The following is a 17,112-nucleotide window of genomic DNA, read 5'->3' as shown; positions in this document are numbered from 1 at the left end:
GGCTTGCTCGCGAAAGCGGTGGTTCGGCTTGCATGGGTGTTGACTGTGCTACCGCTATCGCGAGCAGGCTCGCTCCCACAGGGGATCCGGTTTCAGTTCATGATCACCGGGGGCAGGGTGCCCAGGAGGGAAACCGCTGCCACCGCACCAATCCCCAGCAACCATTCGACGATCACACTGGTTTTCAGCGTGGCGAGGCGTTGCTCGCACTCCTTGATCCGCAACCGATTGAACAACGCCAACCCCAGCATCATGGCGACCAGCACCACCTTGATCAGCAGAATCAACGCAAACCCGGACAGCAGCGGCGTCGGCCAGAACTGCCCGGTGAGGACGCGCACGTTGATCAAACCGGTCACCAGCAACCCGGCGACCAAGGCGTAACCGACCCCACTAAAACGTTGCAGAATTGCACGGACGGCATGGCCTGCCGGTTGCCGCAGGATCATCACCAGCACCATCAACCCGCCGAGCCACGCGCCGACGCAGGTCAGGTGAATGATTTGATTGAAGATCAGCCATTGGCCTTGAAGGCCGTCGAGCATGGCGCCGTGGCCGACTGGGGCGAGGGTCGCCAGCAGCAGGCTCGCGAGGCCGATCCGCAGGGAATGGCTGGAGCGCCAGGGCGTCAGCAGCAGCGCCACTAACAAGGCATTGAACAGCAAATGCCAGCGCCAGACCTGACCGAAAAACGTATTGCTCAACACCAGTCGCAGGGTTGACGGATCGAAGGCTGCGTCCCAAGCCCCGGCCATGCTGGCGGTGATCAGCAGCAACCAAAAGACGCCGGTCACCAGCGCCAGCGCTGCGAGCCATCGGGTCACTCGCGCCAGCGGTTTGCCCAGCGCCGTGTCTCGGGTTAGCAGCAGAGGCCCGAACACCCAGGCCCCGAACAGCATCAGCACCACGGTGAAATGCACAAAGCGGCACAGCACCATGGCGCTGGTCATGAATTACTGGCCAACCTTGAAGCTGTAGGCGCCTTCGCTTTTGTGGGTATCGACCGACACCGCATGCCATTCGACTTTATAAGCACCAGGTGTCAGAGACGCGGCCGGGGTGACGACCAGGGTTTTCTTGTCGCTGCCTTCGGTGGCCAGGCTTTTCACCGGCACATCGGCGCCGTCCTTGCTGACCGTGACCTTGGTGAAGGTCGCCTCGACGCCTTCGGAAAATACCAGGCGCAATTCCGTTGGTGCGGCCACGGTGCTGTCGGCGGCCGGGGTCTGGCTTTTCAGATGGGCATGGGCAAACACCGATGACGCGGCGAGCAACGAACCGAGCAGGGCGGCGGTGGTCAGGGCTTTCTTGAGCAGCATCGTGAATACCTCGGAGGCAGGTCGAAAGAAGCGCCAGTTTACCTGCGAGCACCTGGGTAAACGAAGTTTAGTTTTTCCCTTGTCGCCGCGAGGTAGAGCGGATGCTAGTCTTGGCCAACGCTGTAGTCAGGGAGCCCTCATGGGCAATCACAAGATCGAGATTCGTCGCAGTAACGTCGAGAAGATTTTGCTCGGGGCCGAAAAAGTCTTCGCCGAAAAAGGCTTCGGCGGCACCGCCATGGCTGACATTGCCGCAGAGGTGCAACTGCCGCGCTCCAACCTGCATTACTACTTCAGCACCAAGACCGAACTGTACAGCGCGGTACTGTTCGATCTGCTGGAAGTCTGGAAGCAGGACGCGTTGTGCTTCGAGATGTTCGACGATCCACGCGTGGTGCTCAGCAGCTACATCCGCGCCAAGATGAACCACTCGCGCAGCCGGCCTTATGGGTCGAAAGTCTGGGCCAATGAAATCATCCACGGCGCACCCACCCTGGGCGTGGCGCTGGACGCGAGCCTGTACGACTGGGCCAAGATGAAAGAAGCGAAAATCCGCCAGTGGGTGGACGACAAACGCATCCTGCCGGTGGAACCTTCAAGCCTGCTGTACATGATCTGGGCCTCGACCCAGCATTACGCGGACTTTGATCATCAGGTGAATATCCTCAATGACCATCAGCCGCTGTCGGACATGCAGTTCGAGCGGGCGGTGCAGACGGTGACAAGTGTGATATTGCGGGGGATCGGGTTGGAGCCTTGAGATTTACGTTGTTGCTGCCGACCCTATCGCGGGCAAGCCCGCTCCCACAGTGATTCATGTCGTACACACAGGCTGTGTACACCAGAGAATCCTGTGGGAGCGGGCTTGCCCGCGATGGCGTCCTGTCAGACGCCGCAGAACTCAAACGGCTACATGGTACGGATTCCTCGGATCATGATTCCAGTCCAGAAACGGCTTGCCGTTCTCCATCGGCACCATCTCGATGCAATCCTCCACCGGGCAGGTGATCTGGCACAGGTTGCAGCCCACGCACTCATCATCAATCACTTCATACTTATGCGTTCCGTCTGCCTGCTTCAAACTGGCCACCGCCTGGTGCGAGGTATCTTCGCAAGCAATGTGGCAGCGTCCGCAGCCAATGCACGCATCCTGATCAATCTTCGCGATCACCTGATAGTTGATGTCCAGGTACTTCCAGTCCGTGGTATTGCCCACCGCGCGACCGGAAAATTCCGGGATGCTGGCGTAACCCTGACTGTCCATCCAGCGTGACAGACCGTCCTTCATCTCCTCGACAATGCGGAAGCCATGCAGCATCGCCGCGGTGCACACCTGCACCGAGCCGCTGCCCAGGGCGATGAATTCTGCTGCATCACGCCAGCTGCCAATGCCGCCAATGCCGGAGATCGGCAGGCCCTGGGTCTGCGGATCGCGGGCGATTTCAGCGACCATGTTCAGTGCAATCGGCTTCACCGCCGAACCGCAATAACCGCCGTGGGTGCTTTGGCTGCCGACGGTAGGATTGGCGACCATGCGCTCCAGATTGACGCTGGTGATCGAGTTGATGGTGTTGATCAGCGACACCGCATCGGCCCCGCCGCGATGGGCTGCACGGGCGGCGACGCGGATGTCGGTGATGTTCGGCGTGAGCTTGACGATCACCGGCAGCGAGCAATACGTCTTGCACCAGCGGGTGACCTGCTCGACGTATTCCGGCACCTGGCCGACCGCCGCGCCCATGCCCCGTTCCGGCATGCCGTGGGGGCAACCGAAGTTCAGCTCGATGCCGTCGGCGCCCGTGGCTTCCACCAGCGGCAGTATGAATTTCCACGATTCTTCGACGCAGGGCACCATCAACGACACGATCAGTGCGCGGTCCGGCCAGTCCTTTTTGACTTGGGTGATTTCCCGCAGGTTGATCTCCAGCGAGCGATCGGTGATCAGCTCGATATTGTTGAAGCCCACCACTTCACGGTTGGCACCGAAGAGCGCGGAGTATCGCGAGGACACGTTGACCGCCGCCGGGTCTTCACCCAGGGTTTTCCAGACCACGCCGCCCCAGCCAGCCTCGAAGGCGCGAACCACGTTGTAGGCCTTGTCGGTCGGCGGCGCGGAGGCCAGCCAGAAGGGATTGGGGGATTTGATGCCGGCGAAGACAATCGAGAGATCGGCCATTTACGCAGCCTCCACGTTGAGCATCAGTTGAACGTTGATGGCCTCGGCTGCCCGTTTGCCATGCTGCACGGCTTGCACGGTGAGGTCCTGATCGAGGCTGGTGCAGTCGCCGCCGGCATACACGCCGGGGATGCTGGTGCGCAGCTGTTCATCGACCTGGATGCGGTCGCCCTGGCGCTGGAGTTCGCGTGCCATCGGGTCGGCGAGGGCGCTGGCATCGAAGGCCTGGCCGATGGCTTTGAAAATCGCGTTGGCGGCCAGCTCGAAGGTTTCGCCGGTGGTTTGCAGACGACCGTCCACCAGGTGCGTGCGGGCGAAGCGCATGCCGCGCACGTTGCCTTGGTCATCGAGCAGCACTTCTTCAGGTTGTGCCCACGTCAGCAAGCGCACTTGATTGGCCTTGGCGATGTCCTGTTCGTGGTCGGTGGCGCCCATTTCCTCGACGCCGCGGCGGTACACCAAATTCACGTCGTGGGCGCCGAGGCGGGCCATTTGCACGGCCATGTCGATGGCCGTATTGCCGGCGCCAAGGACGATGCAATGATCCGCCAGCGGCAGTTGGCTGAGGTCATCGGCCTGACGCAGTTCGCGGATGTAGTCGGTGGCAGCGAGCAGGCCGGGTGCGTCTTCGTGAGGCAAGCCGAGTTGCTTGCTGGCGGCCAGGCCGAGGCCGAGAAACACCGCGTCGAATTGCTGATGCAATTCGCTGAGGGTCAGGTTCTCGCCGAGTTTCTGGCCGTGACGGATTTCGATGCCGCCAATCTGCAGCAGGAACTCAAGCTCCTTCTGCGCATAGTCATCCACCAGTTTGTACTTGGCGATCCCGTATTCGTTGAGGCCGCCAGCCTTTTCCCGGGCCTCGAAAATCACCACGTCGTGGCCGTGCATCGCACTGCGGTGAGCGCAGGACAACCCGGCGGGTCCGGCACCGACCACGGCGATGCGTTTGCCGGTGGCAGCGGCGCGGTGGAAGGGGTGTTCGCTGAAGTGCGCATTGTCGACGGCGTAACGTTGCAACAGGCCGATCAACACCGGTGCGCACTCGTGATCGTTGTTGCGCACACAGGCTTGCTGGCAGAGGATTTCCGTCGGGCACACCCGGGCGCAGCTGCCGCCGAGGATGTTGGCCGAGAGGATTTTCTGCGCGGCGCCCTGGACGTTTTCCTGATGGATGTTGCGGATGAACGACGGGATATCGATCTCGCTCGGGCAGGCATTCACGCACGGCGCGTCGTAGCAATACAGGCAGCGCGAGGCTTCCAGGTGCGCCTGACGGTCGTTGAGTGGCGGTGCCAGGTCGGTGAAATGACCGGCGAGGGCGGCCGCATTCTCGTAGGGATGCGGGAGGTGGTTCAGGGACTTGATCACGGTGTTGGCCTCACGGTTATTTGAGGTGATGCCTCTGGTGGGCATTGGTATTCGTGTTGTCTGGGCCGACGCCATCGCCAGCAAGCCGGCTCCTACAGTTGAAATGCATTCTCCCTGTAGGAGCCGGCTCGCTGGCGATAGGCCGAAGGCCGCTCTCAGCGCTTGACGGCAGTCGGCCTGTTCAACTCCGCCCGCTTGCTCAGCAAATCAAACACCGCCGGATAAGCCGGCCGTTCGACATACCGCCCGGCACCACGCTCAGCGCGCAGATCACCATCGGCCCACACTACCCGGCCCTGGCTCACGGTATGGCTCGGCACACCGCGCACGGTCTTGCCTTCGAAGATGTTGAAGTCGACCTGCTGATGATGAGTCTTCGCCGAAATGGTCCGCGTCCCCTCCGGATCCCACAGCACCAGGTCTGCATCCGCACCCACGCGAATCGCGCCTTTGCGCGGGTAGAGGTTGAAAATCTTTGCGGTGTTGGTGGAGGTCAGCGCCACGAAATGCTGCATCGACAAACGGCCAGTGTTGACCCCTTCATCCCAGAGCACGGCCATGCGGTCTTCGATACCGGCGGTGCCATTGGGGATCTTGCTGAAGTCATCCCGGCCGGCGGCTTTCTGTTCGGCGCAGAAGCAGCAATGGTCGGTGGCAGTGGTGTGCAGGTTGCCTGATTGCAACCCGTGCCAAAGCGCTTCTTGATGGCCGCGAGGACGGAACGGCGGGCTCATCACGTAACCGGCGGCGGTCTGCCAGTCCGGGTGTTGGTAGACGCTGTCATCCAGCAGCAGATGCCCGGCCAACACTTCGCCGTAGACTTGCTGGCCCTTGCTGCGGGCGTAGGTTATTTCGTCCAGCGCTTCCTTGGTCGAGACATGCACCAGGTACAGCGGCGTACCCAGGGTTTCGGCAATGCGGATCGCCCGGCTCGCGGCTTCGCCTTCTACTTGAGAAGGGCGCGACAGTGGATGCGCTTCGGGGCCGGTCATGCCCTGGGCCATCAACTTGCGTTGCAAGTGATACACCAACTCACCGTTTTCCGCGTGCACGGTCGGCACCGCGCCGAGTTCCAGGCAGCGCTCGAAACTCGCGACCAGGGTGTCATCGGCCGCCATGATCGCGTTCTTGTATGCCATGAAATGCTTGAAGCTGTTGACCCCGTGCTGGCTGACCAGCTCCGCCATTTCCTCGCGAACCTGTTCGCTCCACCAAGTAATGGCGACGTGGAAACCGTAATCCGATGCCGACTTTTCGGCCCAGCCGCGCCACTGATGAAAGGCTTCCATCAAGGATTGCTGCGGATTGGGAATCACGAAGTCGATGATCGACGTGGTGCCACCGGCAAGACCTGCCGCAGTGCCACTGAAGAAGTCTTCACTGGCCACGGTGCCCATGAAGGGCAGTTGCATGTGCGTGTGCGGGTCGATGCCGCCGGGCATCAGGTATTGGCCGCTGCCGTCGAGCACTTCGGCGCCGGCCGGAACATCAAGATTGTCGCCGATGGCTTTAATCACGCCGTCGGCGCAATAGACGTCGGCGCGATAACTTTCATCATGGGTAATAACGGTGGCGCCACGGATCAACAGAGACATTCCGAGTTCCTCGCAGGCAATGACCGACTTATGTCGATTCTAGATGTTTTATATGAAGCGGGCGCAAACAGGAGTATTCCTGTCAGCGCTGTCAGGAATAGAAGCTAGTCTGAGTTAATGGAATGAGCAAGAATATTTTTTATAAGCTTATGTCTGTTTTAACGTATTGATTAATAACAAATAAATTGTTAATTCACCAAAATGGTGTGGCCCCGAACCATTTTGACGCACTTGACAGGTTCCCAAAATGAACGAGATTTCTTATGTGAAATCAGCTGCTTGAGGATGGTCTATGGTTGATGCGCAACTTTGAAAAAAAGACCCATGCACCAGATTGAGTCCTGACGGTTCGGACAACTTGCCCGGCATTCGGCCTGAGTGGACAGGCAAGTAACCGAGGGACCATTTGGACTGTATATAAAAACTGATAAACATCAGTTGGTTGCGAAGTTTTTGTGGAACTGCCCGATGCGCAAACGGGGTGGCCGGCACGCTTATTGATGCCACCAGCCCCTGATGAGCAAAAAATAATTCAAAGAACAGTGGAGCGGCCATGCAACAGATCAGATCGCAAGTGACCGAGCGCGACGGCTTGTTTGAGCTCGAAGCCGGCAGCGACGTCCTCGACAGTCCCCGTTACAACCACGACATGGCACCGACCAAGGTGCGTGAACGAACCTGGAACAAATGGCACATCACCGCCCTGTGGGTTGGCATGGCGATCTGCGTGCCGACCTACACCCTCGGCGGCGTGCTCACTGCCTATTTTGGTCTGAGCGTCGGCGAAGCGCTGCTGGCGATTCTGTTCGCCAACATCATCGTATTGATCCCGCTGACCCTGAACGCCTTCCCCGGTACCAAGTACGGCATCCCGTTTCCGGTGCTGCTGCGTTCGTCCTTCGGCATCCTCGGTTCCAACGTTCCTTGCCTGATTCGGGCGCTGGTGGCGTGCGGCTGGTTCGGCATACAGACGATGTTTGGCGGACTGGCCATTCACCTGTTTCTCGGCTCGGTGTTCGACGGCTGGAAAGCCCTCGGCGGGACCGGTGAAGTGATCGGCTTCATGATGTTCTGGGTCTTGAACCTGTGGGTGGTGATTCGCGGTGCGGACTCGATCAAATGGCTGGAAACCCTCTCCGCACCGTTGTTGGTACTGGTGGGCGTAGGCCTGCTGGTGTGGGCCATGCCGAACGTGTCGATGACCGAACTGATGGCGATCCCGCCCAAGCGCCCGGAAGGTGCGAGCGTGGTCAGTTACTTTGCCGCCGGCCTGACCGCGATGGTTGGGTTCTGGGCCACCTTATCCCTGAACATTCCGGACTTCAGCCGTTATGCGAAAAGCCAGAAGGACCAGATCGTCGGGCAGATTATTGGCTTGCCCCTGACCATGTTCCTGTTCGCCTCGCTGGGCGTGGTAATGACCGCCGCTTCGGTCAAACTGGTGGGCGTCACCGTCTCCGATCCGGTCACCCTGATCGGCCATATCCAGAGCCCGGTCTGGGTCGCATTGGCCATGGCGGTGATTATCATCGCCACGCTGTCGACCAACACTGCAGCCAACATCGTCTCGCCGACCAACGATTTCCAGAACGTCGCGCCAAAGCTTATCAACCGCACGAAAGCGGTGATCCTCACTGGTCTTGTTGGTCTGGCGCTGATGGCCCATGAGCTGTTGAAGAAGCTTGGATTGATCGTTTCGGATCTGAGCCTGGAGACGGTTTACTCCAATTGGCTGCTGGGGTATTCGAGCCTGTTGGGGCCGATCGCCGGGATCATGGTGGTGGACTATTTCCTGATCAAGAAACAGCAACTGGACCTGGCCGGGTTGTATCGCGATGACGTGTACCCGGCGTGGAACTGGTTCGGGTTTATCGCGTTTGGCGTGCCGGTGGCGTTGACGCTGCTGTCTCTTGGCAGCGATGCGTTCAGCTGGTTTTACAGTTATGGCTGGTTTACCGGCTCGGCGCTGGGGGGGCTGATTTATTACGGGTTGTGCTCGATGCGGCCTAGCCCGACTGTCGTGAAATCGGCGGTGTGAGCACTGGCCTCTTCGCGGGCAAGCCCGCTCCCACAGGGATTGAGGTCGTACACAAATGCTGTGTACACCCGATTCACTGTGGGAGCGGGCTTGCCCGCGATGACGGCCTCGAATTCACCGATGAAATACCTGAAAAAACCTATAACAACTGCCTGAGGAGATCACCATGAACGCTGCTGTAGACGTTCTGCAGTCCACCCATCAGCACATCAACCGCGACCGCTTGTGGCAGTCGCTCATGGACCTGGCCAAACTCGGCGCCACGGTCAAGGGTGGCGTCTGTCGCCTGGCCCTGACTGACCTCGACCGCCAGGCCCGGGACATTTTCGTCAACTGGTGTGAAGACGCCGGTTGCACCGTCAGCGTCGACGCCGTCGGCAACATCTTCGCCCGCCGCCCCGGCCGCAACCCGAACCTGCCCCCTGTGATGACCGGCAGCCACATCGACACCCAACCCACCGGCGGCAAGTTCGATGGCTGCTTTGGTGTATTGGCCGGCGTCGAGGTGCTGCGCACCCTCAACGATCTCAGCGTGGAAACCGAAGCGCCGCTGGAAGTGGTGGTCTGGACCAACGAAGAAGGTTCGCGCTTCGCCCCGTGCATGATGGGCTCCGGTGTGTTCGCGGAAAAATTCACCCTCGAAGAAACCCTGGCCAAAGTCGATGCCGATGGCGTCACCGTTGGCGAAGCCCTCAACGCCATCGGCTACGCCGGCTCACGCACGGTCAGCGGCCACGCCGTCGGTGCCTATTTCGAGGCGCACATCGAGCAAGGCCCGATCCTCGAAGACGAACACAAAACCATCGGCATCGTCATGGGTGCCCTCGGCCAGAAATGGTTCGACCTGAAACTGCGCGGCGTCGAAGCCCACGCCGGCCCGACGCCGATGCACCTGCGCAAGGATGCCCTGGTCGGCGCCGCGGTGATCGTCGGCGCCGTGAACCGCGCCGCCCTCGGCCATCAACCTCACGCCTGCGGCACCGTCGGTTGCCTGCAAGCCTATCCCGGCTCACGCAACGTCATTCCCGGCGAAGTACGCATGACCCTGGATTTCCGTCATCTGGAGCCGGCACGCCTGGACTCGATGATCGCTGAAGTGCGCGCAGTCATAGAAACCACCTGCGAGGAACACGGCCTGACCTTCGAACTGACACCCACCGCCGACTTCCCGCCGCTGTATTTCGATAAGGGCTGCGTCGAAGCGGTACGCGGGGCTGCCCAAGGCTTGGGGCTGTCGCACATGGACATCGTCAGCGGAGCCGGGCACGACGCGATCTTCCTCGCCGAACTCGGCCCGGCCGGGATGATTTTCGTGCCATGCGAAGGCGGCATCAGCCACAACGAAATCGAAAATGCCGCGCCGGACGATCTGGCGGCAGGGTGTGCGGTGTTGTTGCGGGCGATGCTGGCAGCGTCGGCGGCGATTGCCAGCGGCCAGCTGGCGGCCTGAAGGGCGCACACGATCGTAGACTTTGGCAGCGCCTGCGCCGCTGGAGCCTACGATCTACGGTGAGTCAGTGGCGCGCCTGCATTGCTTTGAAGATCAGCATCCCCGCAAGCATCGCGATGACAAACACCCAGGCCTGCCAATGCCCCGTTGGTAATAACACCAGCGCGGGGCCGGGACAGACGCCCGCAATGCCCCAACCGACCCCGAACAACAGGCTGCCAGCGATCAAGCGTCGATCGAGTTCACGACTGACCGGCAATTGCATCGGAGCGCCCAGCAAAGAGGTGGGGCGTTTCATCGCCCAATGAAACGGCGCCCAGGCCACCGCAATGGCAGCGATCATCACCAGTGCCAGGGAGGGATCCCATCGACCGGTGATATCGAGAAACCCCAGCACCTTGGCCGGGTTGGCCATGCCGGCCAACAGCAGGCCGATGCCGAACACCAGGCCGGCGAGGAAAGCGCTCAGCTTTTTCATGCTCAAAACCCCAACAGATGACGCATCACAAACACGGTCACAAAGCCTGTGAACATGAAGCTCAACGTCGCGACGATGGAGCGGGGCGACAGTCGCGAGACGCCGCACACCCCGTGGCCGCTGGTGCATCCCGAGCCATATCGGGTACCGATCCCGACACACAATCCAGCGATGATCAGCCCCACGGCGCCCGTCTTGAATTCAATGCTCGGCCACGCCTGAAACAACGCCCACAGCAGGGGGGCGACCAGTAGCCCGAGGATGAACAAGGCTTTTTCACCTCGACCGGAATCGCCCGGTGACATCAGGCTGCCCAGCAATCCGCTGATCCCGGCAACCCGTCCATTAGCCACGATCATCACGCTGGCCGCCAAGCCGATCAGCGCGCCACCAGCCAACGCGGACCACGGGGTGAAGTTAATCGTATCGAGCATCATCGCCATTCTCCTGGCCGGTAACTAACAGCCTGCAAGCACGCGCCTGCTTGAGCTTAGAGCAGCACCTGCGAGAAAACCTTACGACCCAACGGTTGCCCACGGAAATCAATGGTGCCCAAGGGGTGATCGTCAGGGCGGACGGTATCATCAGCGCGTCGTTGACCTTTGATTTTGATCAGGCGGGGCAGGTGAGCCGGATTTTCATCATGCGTAATCCGGACAAGTTGGCGGGGCTGGAAGCGTCATTGCTGTTGCAGTAGTTGAACCTGATACGAAGAAACCCCGGGCAGATCGGATCTACCCGGGGTTTCCTGTGTCAAGCGGCCCAAAGCCGTTGATCAATAACGCTGATACTTCGAACCAAACTCAGGGCGGTTTTCAGCGACGTAGAGTTTGCTGGCCTGGATGTCTTTGTGGTCAACGCCGACCGTGTTCACGTTCAGTGTTGCCGGTTGGCTGACTTTGGCTGCCGCAACGACTTGCGAGGTGGCATGTGGGGCGGCGATGGCGGACGTAGCGCCAAGAACCGACAGGGCGAAACCAAGACCAATGATGCTTTTCATGATGTTGCTCCAGTAGTGTGGGGAGAAGATGTGGCCACTGTAGTGCTGGAGCGTCGCGATGAGAAAACACCCTTGCGCATAGTTGATATCGAGCGCGTTGATCCACTGTCAGCGGGGTGTGGTGTCGCTGAGCCAACGCTGCTTGAGTTGTTCGAGCCGTCCGTCGCGTCTCATCTCATCCAGCGCCTGTTGCCAGCGCGCCACCTGACGAGCATCGGTGAGCGGGGAGAACGCAATGTAGGTGCCTTGCTTCATCAGTGGCATTTGATAATGCAACTGACTGGGCGCCAGGCCTTCTTCCCGCGCCAGGGTGGTGATGGAGAGGGTGTCCGCCACCACGAATTCGGTACGGCCCAGGCGCGCCAGGCGCATCATTTGTTCGGGCGTTTCCACGCCGTATAAGTTGTTCAAACCCTGCTTCTGCAAATAGCTGTAGACCAGCCATTTTCGCGGGACGACGATGCGCCCCAAGCTACCGGCGTCCTGCAAATTGTGCACCGGTTGTTGGGTGCCACTGGCGGAATAAAGTGCCGTTTCCACTTCCATCAATGGGCCGACCCACTGATATTGGCCATCGCGCTCGGCGGTGCGCAACACGGTAAACACGCCAGTGGCAGGCTCGGTGGTGGCAACACGCAAGGCGCGCAGCAAAGGGACTTGTTGAAAATGCACCTTATCGCCGGCGCTTTCGGCCAGCGCCTGCACCACATCGACACCAAAGCCCACCAGTGTGTTGCCTTGCTGGAAATGCAGGGGCGGATGGTTGTCGGTGAGCAGGTTCAAATCGGCCGCCACCGCAGTGAATGTCAGGAAAGACAGCAGGCAACCGGCAATGCGCTTCATGAATCGTCCTTGATCGAATGAGGTGCAAATCTTAGTACGGGCTCATTCAACTGTCCCGAAAATTTTGTCGGACTATTTCGTCAAACTTGAGGATTTATGGGTGTTGTGAACACTAAACAACTGTGGGAGCAGGCTCGCTCCCACAGTTGATCTCTGCCGGTTCGTAGAGCTTGATCAGTAGCGCTGATACTTGGAACCGAACTCAGGGCGATTCTCCGCGACGACAACACCCCCTTGTACGGCATTCTTCGGGCTGATCGACGCGACACGCTCACGAAGCTCTTGCAGGCGATCAGCACCGCCTTCGGCGACGCGGTTCTCGATCAGGCGATCGGAACCACCTTCAGCCACACGATTGTTTTGCAGGTTTTCAGAGCCATATTCAGCGACGCGATTCTGTTGCAACCGGTCCGAGCCACCTTCCACCAACAGTTGCTGGATCTGGCTGTGGGGCGCAGTGCTGACGGTATTGGCCGACGCCAGGTTCGACAGGCCGAGGCCGCCAACCAGTGCCAGACCGAGTGCCAGGGACGAGACTTTCGAGAAGTTGAACATGGGTGATTCTCCGTGCGCTTGAATGTGTGTGGGTCGGTAGCTGCGGCTATCCGGTGAACACAGTTAAACGCCGGGGTGTATCGGTGATGTGTGCTTGAACGTGCTGAAATCGGCTACTACGTATCCGTTCGGGGTTCATATACAGACGGATACAAAACCGTTGCGACTTTGCGCATAGCGCGGCCTCGGTCCCGTTCGGCTGCGCAGCAGTCGTAAAACCTGAACGCACGGTCTATCTGCCCGCGATCCAGCACTTTTACTGAATGACTGCCGTCGGCGTTTGCAGGTCATGGAAAATCGCCGCCAGCAGTTGCATGCGCTCTTTCAGATAAGCGGCAATGCGTGCCGGCATGGCATTGAACGCCTTGGCGGCATGGGCGACTTTGGTCGGGCCTTTTTCGTCCAGGTGCACCGCGTGGGTGTTCGGATCCAGGGAGCCCGGCAAGCCTTCGCCCAGCAGGTAACGTTTCATGATTCTGCGCCGAGCAATTCCACGGGGTAGGAGAACACGTAGCCTTCGCTGCGCACCGTTTTGATGTAGGTCGACTCCCGGGAGTCATCCATCAGTCGTTGGCGCAGACGGCTCACCAACAAGTCGATGGAACGGTCGAACAGGTCGGCATCGCGGCCCTGGGTGAGGTTGAGCAACTGGTCGCGACTAAGCACGCGTTGCGGGTGATCGAGGAAAACCCGGAGCAAGCGGTATTCGGCGCCACTGAGCGCAACCATCGTGCCGTCCTCGTCCAGCAAGTGGCGGGCGGTGGTGTCCAGGCGCCAGCGGCCAAACCCCAGCAACCGGCCGCTTTCGGTAATCAGCAGGTTGGGGGGCAGCATCCGGGTACGGCGCAGTACGGCGTTGATTCGCGCCAGCAGTTCGCGGGCGGCGAACGGTTTGGTCAGGTAATCGTCGGCGCCCATTTCCAGGCCGAGGATGCGGTCGGTTTCGTCGTTGCGGGCGGTGAGCATCAGTATCGGCGTGGCCTTGTGTTTGCCTGAGCGCAATTCACGGCACAGCAACAGGCCGTCATCACCGGGCATCATGATGTCGAGCACGATCAGGTCCACGGTGTTGGTTTCAAGAAAGCTGCGCATCTGTCGGCCATCGGCGACCACCGTGGTGCGCAGGCCGTTCTTTTTCAGGTAATTGCCGACCAGTTCGCGGATCTCGCGATCGTCATCGACGATCAGGATGTGGTTCACGTGTTCCATTGCTCAACCCTCTTATTATTCGCAGTCGCGCATTCTAGGGAGCCGCATCGCACCTGCCTGCCGGCCTTTGTATCTCACTGTATCTGGAGGTGACTTTGATACAGGGGCATACAAGACGGCTTTTTCAGGGGCAGGTGTATCGAACTGTATCGGGTGCCCGGTGTGACACCTTACGCCTTAATAGTCCCGGTTTTATGACACATGGCAGATACCTCCGGCCGTTTAAATGGGTTCCATCGAGACAGGACGACTTGCCTCGCTCCACTGCCCATTACGACGTTGAGGACATCATCATGAACTGGAACAAATTGGTTGCTGCTGGCTTCTTTGCTGTCTTGAACGTTGCGGCGTTTTCGGCGCATGCGGATGTTCAGGCCCACAGTAGTCACCTGGATATCAAGCAGGTGATTTCAACTGTAGAAGATGGCGGGGCGAATTGCGGGATTGTGAATGCGCGGATGACGTATCTGGATTCTAGCGGTACGCAGAAGGTGCTTGATTACAGTAAGTTTGCGGCGTGCGGTAATCAGGGCGGTTGACCTTGGCGGCCTTCGGGCCGACCAGGTTCCCCCCGATGTACCCCGTCCCACTGTAGGCGCGAGCCTGCTCGCGATGGCGGCCTGGTAGCCGACCAATCTCTTTCAGGTGTAAATACCCATTTCTGCGGTAACGGCCTGCCAGCGATGGCGGTCTGACAACCGACCATTTTATTGCGGATGTACACCAAGCCTTGTGGGAGCGGGCTTGCTCGCGAAGGCGGTGTGCCATTCAGCATTAATGTTGGATGACACTCCGCCATCGCGAGCAGGCTCGCTCCCGCAGGTTATTGGGTGATTGTCAGGCGCCGTTCATCACGCAACCACCTGATAACAAGGAACATAAGCCGCGCCACCCGGCAGTTTCATCCGATGCTGCGCAACGAAGGCCTTGAGCAGTTGATCAAGCGGATGCATGACCGCTGCATCGCCACGGATCTGGTAAGGCCCGTGTTCTTCGATCAGGCGGATGCCCTTGTCCTTGACGTTGCCGGCGACGATGCCGGAGAACGCGCGGCGCAGGTTGGCCGCCAGTTCGTGGGGTGGCAGGTCGCGGCTGAGTTTCAGGTTGGCCATGTTTTCGTGGGTCGGGTCGAACGGGCGCTGAAAGCCTTCGTCGATTTTCAGCAGCCAGTTGAAATGGAACGCGTCATTGCGCTCGCGGCGGAACTGTTTGACCGCTTTGAGGCCTTGGGTCATCTGGCGCGCGACTTCGGCCGGGTCGTCGATGATGATTTCGTAGTGTTGTTTCGCGGCATCACCCAGCGTTGCGCCGACAAACGCGTCCAGTTGCTCCAGATACGGCGCCGCATGTTTCGGCCCGGTGAGCACCACGGGGAAGGGCAGGCCCGCGTTGTCCGGGTGCATGAGGATGCCGAGCAGGTACAGGAACTCTTCGGCCGTGCCGGCGCCGCCCGGGAAAATGATGATGCCGTGGCCTACGCGCACGAAGGCTTCCAGGCGTTTTTCGATGTCCGGCAGGATCACCAGTTCGTTGACGATCGGGTTCGGCGCTTCGGCGGCGATGATGCCGGGCTCGGTCAGGCCCAGGTAGCGGCCGCCGTGGATGCGTTGCTTGGCGTGGGCGATGGTCGCGCCTTTCATCGGGCCTTTCATCACGCCGGGACCGCAGCCCGTGCAGATGTCGAGGCTGCGCAGGCCCAATTCGTGGCCGACTTTCTTCGTGTATTTGTATTCTTCGGTGTTGATCGAGTGGCCACCCCAGCACACCACGATCTTCGGTTCGACACCGGGGCGCAGGGTGCGGGCGTTGCGCAGCAGATGGAAGACGTAGTCGCTGATGCCCTGGGAGGTGCTCAGGTCGATGCGCTGGGCGTCGAGCTCGTTTTCGGTGTAGACGATGTCACGCAGGGCGCTGAACAGCATTTCCCGGGTGCTGGCGATCATTTCGCCGTCGACGAAGGCGTCGGCCGGGGCATTCAGCAGTTCCAGGCGGACGCCGCGGTCCTGCTGGTGGATGCGGATTTCGAAATCTTTGTAGGCTTCAAGAATGGTCTTGGCGTTATCAACATGGGCGCCGGTATTGAGGATGGCCAGGGCGCACTGGCGGAATAAGGTGTAGGTGCTGCCGGATCCGGCTTCGCTCAGTTGCTGTACTTCACGTTGAGAAAGGGTTTCCAGGCTGCCTTTAGGGCTGACGGAGGCGTTGATTACTTGTCGTTGGGTCATTCAATGATCCTTAAAACGATGCCGTTCAAACAGGCAAATGGCATCCGAATAGTGTGTATCCATGAAAGAAGATGGCACGAACTGCGCTGTATCGCCATGTTCCAGGGTGACGATGAAAAGTTGAAGAGGCGCCCAGCATAGCTAAATCCTGCACAGGGGCGATAATGCCCCGCAGTCTTTTCGCTCACCGAGCCTTTTTCCACTGATGCAAGGAACCCCGTCACGATGTTCGAAATCCAGCCGATGAACGCCGAACTCTTTCGAAAGCAGACGCGGCGCAGCACGGTCATTATTGCGCTGATATTCCTGGCGCTGGCGATGGTGCTGTCCACCGCGGCGGTGGCGTTGTTTGGCGAGCCCGGGGGCGACAATCTGCGGTTTAACGTCGGCGGCGTGTTTGTCGCGGTGTTGGCGATGGCGGCACTGATGCGCGGCACGTTCTGGTCTCAGGCGTGGATGGCGCCGGCGGTGTACGGCTGGCAGCTCAAGCGCAGCCTGATGAGCATCACCAATGTGATGCATCAGGTGACGGCGGCGGTGGAGGCAGGTGATCCGACGGCCATGAAACTGCTGCGTTTCTACCATCTGGGCCTGAGCCAGATGCACGAACTGGACGGCAACTCCAGCGACCATGGGCAATTGAGCCGGGAAGTGGAGCAACACAAGGCGCGGATGGAAGCGCTGGGGCTCGACACCGAACAGACACAATTGAACCCCGCCTGGCTTGAAGCGGTGAAGCAGATGCCGAAGTAAATCCCGTGGGGAGGCCTCGCCACCCCAACACAAACCCGTCACAACGCGAGCAAATCGCCTATCTTGTTTCTGGTGGGGCATAGCGGTCCGAGGGTCAGACACG

At 59.9% G+C, this 17,112-nt stretch carries 18 protein-coding genes and 2 pseudogenes; 6 read left to right on the top strand and 14 right to left on the bottom strand.

Going from position 1 to position 17,112, the window contains the following annotated elements:
• Nucleotides 1-92: 92 nt before the first annotated feature.
• Nucleotides 93-950 (bottom strand): copper homeostasis membrane protein CopD, encoded by an 858-nt coding sequence (gene copD / locus K0F88_RS08400; RefSeq protein ID WP_219094814.1) that lies wholly within the window; start codon nt 948-950, stop codon nt 93-95.
• Between the two features lie 3 nt (nt 951-953).
• Nucleotides 954-1,319: a copper homeostasis periplasmic binding protein CopC gene (gene copC / locus K0F88_RS08395; RefSeq protein ID WP_219094813.1), complete on the bottom strand. Its 366-nt coding sequence runs from the start codon at nt 1,317-1,319 to the stop codon at nt 954-956.
• A gap of 139 nt (nt 1,320-1,458) precedes the next feature.
• Here copC and K0F88_RS08390 point away from each other — a divergent pair, with 139 nt between their 5' ends.
• The gene (locus tag K0F88_RS08390) at nt 1,459-2,079 is read left to right on the top strand and encodes a TetR/AcrR family transcriptional regulator (RefSeq protein ID WP_084320882.1); all 621 of its coding nucleotides are present in this window, start codon (nt 1,459-1,461) and stop codon (nt 2,077-2,079) included.
• Between the two features lie 141 nt (nt 2,080-2,220).
• Here K0F88_RS08390 and preA read toward each other — a convergent pair whose 3' ends face one another.
• The 4 genes from preA to K0F88_RS08370 form a co-directional block, all read right to left on the bottom strand.
• Nucleotides 2,221-3,495 carry an NAD-dependent dihydropyrimidine dehydrogenase subunit PreA gene (gene preA, locus K0F88_RS08385; RefSeq protein ID WP_219094812.1) on the bottom strand — a complete coding sequence of 425 codons (1,275 nt, stop codon included), beginning with the start codon at nt 3,493-3,495 and terminating at the stop codon, nt 2,221-2,223.
• The gene (locus K0F88_RS08380; RefSeq protein WP_219094919.1) at nt 3,496-4,863 is read right to left on the bottom strand and encodes an NAD(P)-dependent oxidoreductase; all 1,368 of its coding nucleotides are present in this window, start codon (nt 4,861-4,863) and stop codon (nt 3,496-3,498) included. It abuts the gene before it with no gap.
• A 155-nt stretch (nt 4,864-5,018) separates the two neighbouring features.
• Complete coding sequence (gene hydA / locus K0F88_RS08375) at nt 5,019-6,458, bottom strand: dihydropyrimidinase (RefSeq protein ID WP_219094811.1); 1,440 nt, start codon at nt 6,456-6,458, stop codon at nt 5,019-5,021.
• Between the two features lie 261 nt (nt 6,459-6,719).
• A complete protein-coding gene (locus K0F88_RS08370) occupies nt 6,720-7,013 on the bottom strand; it encodes a hypothetical protein (RefSeq protein ID WP_141213525.1) in 294 nt (97 codons plus the stop codon).
• Here K0F88_RS08370 and K0F88_RS08365 point away from each other — a divergent pair.
• The gene (locus K0F88_RS08365; RefSeq protein ID WP_219094810.1) at nt 7,012-8,496 is read left to right on the top strand and encodes an NCS1 family nucleobase:cation symporter-1; all 1,485 of its coding nucleotides are present in this window, start codon (nt 7,012-7,014) and stop codon (nt 8,494-8,496) included. The genes K0F88_RS08370 and K0F88_RS08365 overlap by 2 nt on opposite strands.
• A gap of 166 nt (nt 8,497-8,662) precedes the next feature.
• Entirely contained in the window at nt 8,663-9,946 is a 1,284-nt protein-coding gene (locus K0F88_RS08360; RefSeq protein ID WP_219094809.1) for a Zn-dependent hydrolase, read from the top strand.
• 64 nt (nt 9,947-10,010) lie between these two features.
• Here the strand turns inward: K0F88_RS08360 and K0F88_RS08355 are convergent, their stop codons facing one another.
• Both K0F88_RS08355 and K0F88_RS08350 read right to left on the bottom strand, forming a co-directional pair.
• A complete protein-coding gene (locus K0F88_RS08355; protein ID WP_219094808.1) occupies nt 10,011-10,424 on the bottom strand; it encodes a DUF6691 family protein in 414 nt (137 codons plus the stop codon).
• Between the two features lie 2 nt (nt 10,425-10,426).
• On the bottom strand, nt 10,427-10,861 hold the full coding sequence (locus K0F88_RS08350) for a YeeE/YedE family protein (RefSeq protein ID WP_219094807.1): 435 nt from the start codon (nt 10,859-10,861) through the stop codon (nt 10,427-10,429).
• 80 nt (nt 10,862-10,941) lie between these two features.
• On the opposite strand from K0F88_RS08350, the pseudogene K0F88_RS08345 reads away from it, so the two are divergent.
• Nucleotides 10,942-11,121, top strand: a pseudogene (locus K0F88_RS08345) (RNA polymerase subunit sigma-24); the annotation flags it as partial.
• Nucleotides 11,122-11,199: 78 nt separating this feature from the next.
• Here the strand turns inward: K0F88_RS08345 and K0F88_RS08340 are convergent.
• The 5 genes and pseudogenes from K0F88_RS08340 to K0F88_RS08320 all read right to left on the bottom strand — a co-directional run bounded on the left by K0F88_RS08340 (nt 11,200) and on the right by K0F88_RS08320 (nt 14,031).
• Nucleotides 11,200-11,424: a hypothetical protein gene (locus K0F88_RS08340; protein WP_094471984.1), complete on the bottom strand. Its 225-nt coding sequence runs from the start codon at nt 11,422-11,424 to the stop codon at nt 11,200-11,202.
• A 108-nt stretch (nt 11,425-11,532) separates the two neighbouring features.
• The gene (locus K0F88_RS08335; RefSeq protein ID WP_219094806.1) at nt 11,533-12,267 is read right to left on the bottom strand and encodes an ABC transporter substrate-binding protein; all 735 of its coding nucleotides are present in this window, start codon (nt 12,265-12,267) and stop codon (nt 11,533-11,535) included.
• A gap of 174 nt (nt 12,268-12,441) precedes the next feature.
• Nucleotides 12,442-12,822 carry a hypothetical protein gene (locus K0F88_RS08330; RefSeq protein ID WP_219094805.1) on the bottom strand — a complete coding sequence of 127 codons (381 nt, stop codon included), beginning with the start codon at nt 12,820-12,822 and terminating at the stop codon, nt 12,442-12,444.
• 274 nt (nt 12,823-13,096) lie between these two features.
• Nucleotides 13,097-13,255: pseudogene (locus tag K0F88_RS08325) on the bottom strand (two-component sensor histidine kinase); the annotation flags it as partial.
• 35 nt (nt 13,256-13,290) lie between these two features.
• Nucleotides 13,291-14,031, bottom strand: a complete 741-nt coding sequence (locus K0F88_RS08320; protein ID WP_219094804.1) for a response regulator — start codon at nt 14,029-14,031, stop codon at nt 13,291-13,293.
• 293 nt (nt 14,032-14,324) lie between these two features.
• Here K0F88_RS08320 and K0F88_RS08315 point away from each other — a divergent pair, with 293 nt between their 5' ends.
• Nucleotides 14,325-14,570: a DUF2790 domain-containing protein gene (locus K0F88_RS08315; RefSeq protein WP_219094803.1), complete on the top strand. Its 246-nt coding sequence runs from the start codon at nt 14,325-14,327 to the stop codon at nt 14,568-14,570.
• A gap of 312 nt (nt 14,571-14,882) precedes the next feature.
• On the opposite strand, the gene ppnN is transcribed toward K0F88_RS08315, so the two are convergent.
• A complete protein-coding gene (gene ppnN, locus K0F88_RS08310) occupies nt 14,883-16,256 on the bottom strand; it encodes a nucleotide 5'-monophosphate nucleosidase PpnN (RefSeq protein WP_010455076.1) in 1,374 nt (457 codons plus the stop codon).
• A gap of 225 nt (nt 16,257-16,481) precedes the next feature.
• Here ppnN and K0F88_RS08305 point away from each other — a divergent pair, with 225 nt between their 5' ends.
• Nucleotides 16,482-17,009 (top strand): DUF3087 domain-containing protein, encoded by a 528-nt coding sequence (locus tag K0F88_RS08305; protein WP_094471989.1) that lies wholly within the window; start codon nt 16,482-16,484, stop codon nt 17,007-17,009.
• Nucleotides 17,010-17,112 lie beyond the last annotated feature (103 nt).

This window comes from Pseudomonas sp. UMAB-40, assembly GCF_900095275.1.
Lineage (GTDB): Bacteria > Pseudomonadota > Gammaproteobacteria > Pseudomonadales > Pseudomonadaceae > Aquipseudomonas > Aquipseudomonas mandelii_B.
The sequence above is the reverse complement of the archived record's forward strand: the minus strand, read 5'-3'. Positions and strand labels throughout refer to the sequence as shown.

Bases quoted from the DNA above. Each gene is read 5' to 3' on its own strand.
- copD (WP_219094814.1), bottom strand. From the start codon at position 950: ATGACCAGCGCCATGGTGCTGTGCCGCTTTGTGCATTTCACCGTGGTG.
- copC (WP_219094813.1), bottom strand. From the start codon at position 1,319: ATGCTGCTCAAGAAAGCCCTGACCACCGCCGCCCTGCTCGGTTCGTTG.
- K0F88_RS08390 (WP_084320882.1), top strand. From the start codon at position 1,459: ATGGGCAATCACAAGATCGAGATTCGTCGCAGTAACGTCGAGAAGATT.
- preA (WP_219094812.1), bottom strand. From the start codon at position 3,495: ATGGCCGATCTCTCGATTGTCTTCGCCGGCATCAAATCCCCCAATCCC.
- hydA (WP_219094811.1), bottom strand. From the start codon at position 6,458: ATGTCTCTGTTGATCCGTGGCGCCACCGTTATTACCCATGATGAAAGT.
- K0F88_RS08365 (WP_219094810.1), top strand. From the start codon at position 7,012: ATGCAACAGATCAGATCGCAAGTGACCGAGCGCGACGGCTTGTTTGAG.
- K0F88_RS08370 (WP_141213525.1), bottom strand. From the start codon at position 7,013: ATGGCCGCTCCACTGTTCTTTGAATTATTTTTTGCTCATCAGGGGCTG.
- K0F88_RS08360 (WP_219094809.1), top strand. From the start codon at position 8,663: ATGAACGCTGCTGTAGACGTTCTGCAGTCCACCCATCAGCACATCAAC.
- K0F88_RS08355 (WP_219094808.1), bottom strand. From the start codon at position 10,424: ATGAAAAAGCTGAGCGCTTTCCTCGCCGGCCTGGTGTTCGGCATCGGC.
- K0F88_RS08350 (WP_219094807.1), bottom strand. From the start codon at position 10,861: ATGATGCTCGATACGATTAACTTCACCCCGTGGTCCGCGTTGGCTGGT.
- K0F88_RS08340 (WP_094471984.1), bottom strand. From the start codon at position 11,424: ATGAAAAGCATCATTGGTCTTGGTTTCGCCCTGTCGGTTCTTGGCGCT.
- K0F88_RS08335 (WP_219094806.1), bottom strand. From the start codon at position 12,267: ATGAAGCGCATTGCCGGTTGCCTGCTGTCTTTCCTGACATTCACTGCG.
- K0F88_RS08330 (WP_219094805.1), bottom strand. From the start codon at position 12,822: ATGTTCAACTTCTCGAAAGTCTCGTCCCTGGCACTCGGTCTGGCACTG.
- K0F88_RS08320 (WP_219094804.1), bottom strand. From the start codon at position 14,031: ATGGAACACGTGAACCACATCCTGATCGTCGATGACGATCGCGAGATC.
- K0F88_RS08315 (WP_219094803.1), top strand. From the start codon at position 14,325: ATGAACTGGAACAAATTGGTTGCTGCTGGCTTCTTTGCTGTCTTGAAC.
- ppnN (WP_010455076.1), bottom strand. From the start codon at position 16,256: ATGACCCAACGACAAGTAATCAACGCCTCCGTCAGCCCTAAAGGCAGC.
- K0F88_RS08305 (WP_094471989.1), top strand. From the start codon at position 16,482: ATGTTCGAAATCCAGCCGATGAACGCCGAACTCTTTCGAAAGCAGACG.